The organism is Mucilaginibacter sp. P4_G9 (assembly GCF_056400985.1).
On the sequence record NZ_JBFUKF010000798.1, the window covers coordinates 1 to 1,118 of the forward strand.

1 protein-coding gene is annotated in these 1,118 nt (G+C 42.8%); it reads left to right on the forward strand.

Going from position 1 to position 1,118, the window contains the following annotated elements:
• Positions 1 to 1,118 (forward strand): ribosome biogenesis GTPase Der (gene der, locus AC1DPZ_RS27725; protein WP_477409595.1); only part of this gene is annotated, 1,118 nt, incomplete at both ends.

The window sequence follows — 1,118 nt, forward strand, 5'->3', positions numbered from 1 at the left end:
AGCCAACTCTGTTGATGTTTTTGAGGCCGCCATTCGCGAGCAGGTTGAAATTGCCATTGAAGAAGCCTCTGTTATCCTGTTTATGGTTGATGTTACCACCGGCATTACCGACCTTGATGATGAAATTGCCACACTGCTGCGCCGCAGTAAGAAGCCCGTTTTTGTGGTAGTTAATAAATTAGATAATAACGCTTTATTAGCTGATGCCACCGAATTTTATAGCTTAGGCCTGGGCGAAATCTATAGCATCTCGTCCATGACCGGCTCTGGCACGGGCGAATTGCTTGACGAAGTTGTTAAGGAATTTGATGATGAAATACTGGAAGAAAACACCCGCCCAAAATACGCCATTGTCGGCCGGCCGAATGTGGGTAAATCATCTATCATCAACTCGCTTATTGGTAAAGAACGTAACATTGTTACCCCAATAGCCGGTACCACCCGCGATTCTATCCATATCCACTATAACCAGTACGGTCATGATTTTATGCTGATTGACACGGCCGGGATGCGTAAAAAAACCAAGGTTAAAGAAAATATCGAGTTTTACTCGGTAATGCGCACCATTAAGGCCCTTGAAGAGGCCGACGTTATTATCCTGATGATAGATGCAGTTGAAGGTATCGAATCGCAGGATATCAACATATTCCACCTTGCCGAAAAGAATAAGAAAGGCATCATGGTGGTAGTTAACAAATGGGATTTGATCGAAAAAAACAACAAAACTGTTAAGGTTTTTGAAGAAATGATCCGCGAAAAAATAGCGCCCTTTACCGATGTACCTATCGTATTTACTTCTGTTACCGAAAAACAACGTGTGCTAAAAGTAATTGACGTGGCCAACCAGGTTTACCAGAACCGCGCCCGCAAAATAGCTACTTCCAAGCTGAACGAGGTGATGCTTCCTATTATCGAAAACTATCCGCCGCCATCCATCAAAGGCAAATACGTAAAAATAAAATACATCACCCAAATTGCAGGCACATCGCCAATGTTTGCGTTCTTCTGTAATTTACCGCAATATGTTAAGGAACCGTACTATCGCTTTATTGAGAATAAGCTGAGAGAAAATTTTGATTTCAGCGGCGCACCTATACAGGTTTGGTTCAGGCAGAAAT